Annotated in this window: 1 protein-coding gene; it reads left to right on the top strand. The window is 46.1% G+C overall.

From position 1 onward, the window contains the following. A partial coding sequence (locus tag LX99_RS25230; RefSeq protein ID WP_146203235.1) for a non-ribosomal peptide synthetase occupies positions 1-4,294 on the top strand: 4,294 nt, incomplete at both ends.

Raw genomic sequence — 4,294 nt, 5'->3', positions numbered from 1 at the left:
AACTGCATAGGGACAAGACGGCGGTTGTGAGCGGAAGTAAGTCGCTGACCTACCAGGAACTCGATGAACGTTCTGATCTGCTGGCCAAATACCTGATTTCGGCAATCGGCGTTTTACCAGGAGAACGGGTCGGGATTTTTCTGGATAAGGGGTTGTGGCACATCATCACAATTATCGGCATCCTGAAATCGGGGGGGGCATATGTGCCGATAGACCCGGATTATCCACAGGAACGCATCGATTATATCATATCAGATAGTAATTGCAAAACAGTTATAGATGTCCCCTTTTTCAACTCCTTTCTAAAAGCCCGCAGGGTCACAGCTTTGTTGCCCCACGTCCGCCCCGAGTCGTCGGCTTATGTAATTTATACTTCAGGGTCAACCGGCAGGCCAAAAGGAGTTTTGGTTGGGCATAACGGAGTTTTTAACCTGGTTGTCTCACAGCAACGTGAGTTCGGATTGAATGCTTCAGAAAATATCCTTCAATTGTCTAATCTTGTGTTCGATGCTTCCGTTGAACAGATCTTTATTGCGCTTTCAAGCGGTGCGTCTTTACATCTAATTTCCAAAGATACACTTCTGAATATCCCGGAGCTGGAAGCATACATTTCTGGAAAATCCATAACGCATATTCATACTGTTCCCGCTATCCTGCAACTGCTTACGGTTAAAAAATATCCATGGTTGAAGCGCGTGATTTCCGGGGGGGATGTTTGTCCGCGTTCGTTAGCGGAAGATTGGGCAAAATATCACACATTCTACAATGAATACGGACCGACCGAAACGACCGTTACCTCTATCGAGCTTTTATTCAACGCGAATGTATCTTACCAAAGTCTTCCAATCGGAAAGCCCATTGCCAATACTCAGGTATATATTCTGGATAATGCCGGACAGTTGTGCCCCATAGGAGTATCCGGTGAAATTTGTATTGGCGGAGCGGGGATAGCAAGAGGCTATCTGAATAACCCGGAACTTACTGCATCGCGTTTTGTATCAAACCCTTTCAAAACAGACCATGTTATTTATCGCACAGGAGATATCGGTCGCTGGCTCGCTAATGGTAATATCGAATATCTGGGAAGAAATGACGACCAGATTAAGATAAATGGTTATCGTATTGAACCAGGCGAGGTCGAGAGCGCTTTGCTCGATTATCCCGGGATCAGCGCCGCGGTTGTTCTTGCCATACCATTGAAAGGTGAAGAGCCGGAACTAAGGGCTTTTATAACATCTGCCGAAGAACTGAACGGAACTTTGCTGAACAATTATCTATCACAGCGGCTGCCGTCCTATATGCTGCCGCGGTCATACAGCCGCTTAGCAAGGATTCCACTAACGACAAACGGAAAGGTTGACCGTAAAGCAATGGTTAAGATGTCAAGGGGGGAGCTGGTGATGGTTGACCGTATTGCTCCAAGGACAGAAACGGAACGGCAGCTGTCGGAATTATGGAGTGAAATATTGGGTCGTGACATAAGTCAGATTGGCGTTGGATCTGATTTTTTTGAACTCGGTGCAAATAGCCTTAAAGCTATGCGCCTGATCAGCCAGGTATCCAAAGTATTTGGTGTGAAAATAGCACTGAAAAAGGTGTTCACGGTTTCGGTGCTGGAGGAGCAGGCGAAGTTGATCGACAAGAGTTTGCATGAGGGGCATTCCGCTATACCTTCGCTTAAGCCTGCTGAGAGTTATGTTTTATCATCTTCACAGCGAAGGTTATGGGTACTTAGCAATTTCAATGAAACGAAAACCGCTTATAATATATCAGGAGCATACTGGTTCGGGGGAGAACTGAATTTTGAAGGACTTCAGCAATCGTTTCAGGCTGTCATTGAGCGGCACGAGGTTCTCAGGACGGTTTTTCGTTCAGACGAAAGCGGTGAAGTAAAGCAATATGTATTGCCGGAGAACTATCATAGGTTCGTAATCCTTCAAAAGGACATGAGGAATCTGGATCGAATCGCTTTGCAAAGACAGGTTGAGTCCGATTTTCAATGGGTTTTTGATCTTTATTCTGGCCCATTGCTGCGCGCATGCCTTTATTGGGTAAGTGAAAAGCGTTGGGTGTTCAGCTTCGTAATGCATCACATAATTAGCGACGGTTGGTCTATGGGGCTTTTGGTCAGAGAGCTGATGGGCATGTATAGGTCATACACGGGCGGCGCGAAAAAGGAAATCGCGCCTTTACGCTTGCAATACAAAGACTATGCAAGCTGGCAACAAGCAAGACTTAAAGATGGCAGCCTCGATTTGAATAAGGGCTATTGGACGGAACAGTTCAGGGGCAAACTGCCCCTGCTTGCTATTTCAGGCGACAAACCCCGGCCTGCGGTGAGGACGTATAACGGGAGTACCTTACGGAAAAGACTATCGCCGAAAACCAAAAGTTCTTTGGAAATGCTGTTAAGGGAAGAAAACGCCACGCTATTTATGGGATTGCTGGGTGCGGTTAATGTGTTGCTGTTTCGTTATACCGGGCAACAAGAACAGATAATCGGTACCCCTGTGGCCGGGCGAGAGCATGCGGATCTCGAGGATCAGATCGGGTTCTATGTTAATACCTTGCCTTTAAGAGTGCTTTTTAATTCTGATGATAATTTTAAAGCACTCCTGGCTCATGTCAAACGCGTAACGCTTGCTGCTTATGAGCATCAGGCCTACCCATTTGATGAGCTGGTCGATCATCTGAATTTACAGCGCGATATCTCGCGTAATCCGCTGTTCGATATCATGGTGGTATTGCAGCAACCTGAGCTTAAAGAATCGTTATTGGACGGAGCGCGGAAGGAATTAAAAATGTGGCGCTATGAAGATGCCCTGGATCTTACAGCGAAATTTGATCTCCAGTTTACGTTCATCGAGACTTCGGAGGCGCTCGATATAGAATTAACCTTTAATACCGACATCTATGAACCATCTACGGCCGGGCAGATGCTAAGGCATTTGGAAACACTGATCGGGCAGGTTGTCGCAGCGCCTTGGACTACATTAGGAAAAATTGATTTCCTCGATATTTCTGAAAAGGCTGAACTGCTGGAAAGATTCAATGACACAACTGTCGACTATCGCAACAATGCGACTTTAACAGACCTGTTTGCCGAACAGGTACTCTTAAGAGGGGAAATGACGGCCATAGTTTTCGAAGGCAGGAAACTTAGTTATCGAGAACTGGACGAGCGATCAAACCGGCTTGCACATTATTTGCGAAGTGTATATGGCATAAATCCGGGTGAGTTGGTGGGCATCATGCTGGAAAAATCGGAACTGTTAATTATCTGCATGCTTGGCATAATGAAAGCCGGTGGAGCTTACGTTCCGATCGACCCTGCATATCAGCAGGATCGCATCGATTTTATTTTAGGTGACAGCAAATGCAAAACCTTACTCGATAAAGATGAATACGAAAAATTTGAAAACATATCTTCGGAATTCAGCAAAAGCAGTATTCCGACCGCTCAGTCATCATCAGACCTGATGTATGTATTGTACACCTCAGGCTCAACGGGAAGGCCAAAAGGGTGTATGCTGGAACATCGTGGCGTATTAAACCGCTTAAATTGGATGTGGGAGCATTATCAGTTCACTACCGAAGACATTATCCTGCAAAAAACTACTTATACTTTTGATGTGTCGGTATGGGAATTATTCCTGCCGATATGTTGGGGGGCAACAATGGTCATGTGTTCGTTGGAAGTTGTGAGTTCTCCATATCTCCTTTCAACGTTGATAGAAGAAGCGGCAGTGACCGCTTTACACTTCGTGCCGTCGATGCTTAAAGTATTTACGAACACACTTTCTGATTCACCGGAAATGATAGCACGGCTTTCATCGCTGCGCGTTTTATTCACCAGCGGAGAAGAATTGCCTGTCAGCCTCGTCCATAAGTGGTACGAGTTAATCAATGTGCCACTGCATAATCTGTATGGCCCCACTGAAGCAAGTATTGATGTTACTTATTACCCCACAGCCTTGACAGATGTCAGAGTACCGATAGGTCGTCCAATTTCAAATACGCAGATTTTTATACTTGATATGGCAGCGCAACTGGTACCTGTAGGTGTACCTGGAGAAATCTGCGTAGCTGGGGATGGCCTCGCAAAAGGGTATCTCAATCGCCGTGAATTAACGGAAGAGAAGTTTGTGGCTAATCCCTTTAATGCAGGCGGGCGAATGTACCGCACAGGGGATCTTGGGCGCTGGCTCCCATCCGGCGATATAGAGTTTATCGGCCGTAAGGACGAACAGGTCAAAATCCGCGGATACCGCATAGAACCTGGGGAAGTGAAGGA

It is taken from the genome of Mucilaginibacter oryzae, assembly GCF_003148845.1.
Lineage (GTDB): Bacteria > Bacteroidota > Bacteroidia > Sphingobacteriales > Sphingobacteriaceae > Mucilaginibacter > Mucilaginibacter oryzae.
Note: the sequence above shows the minus strand (reverse complement) of the source record. Positions and strands in the feature narration are given on the sequence as shown.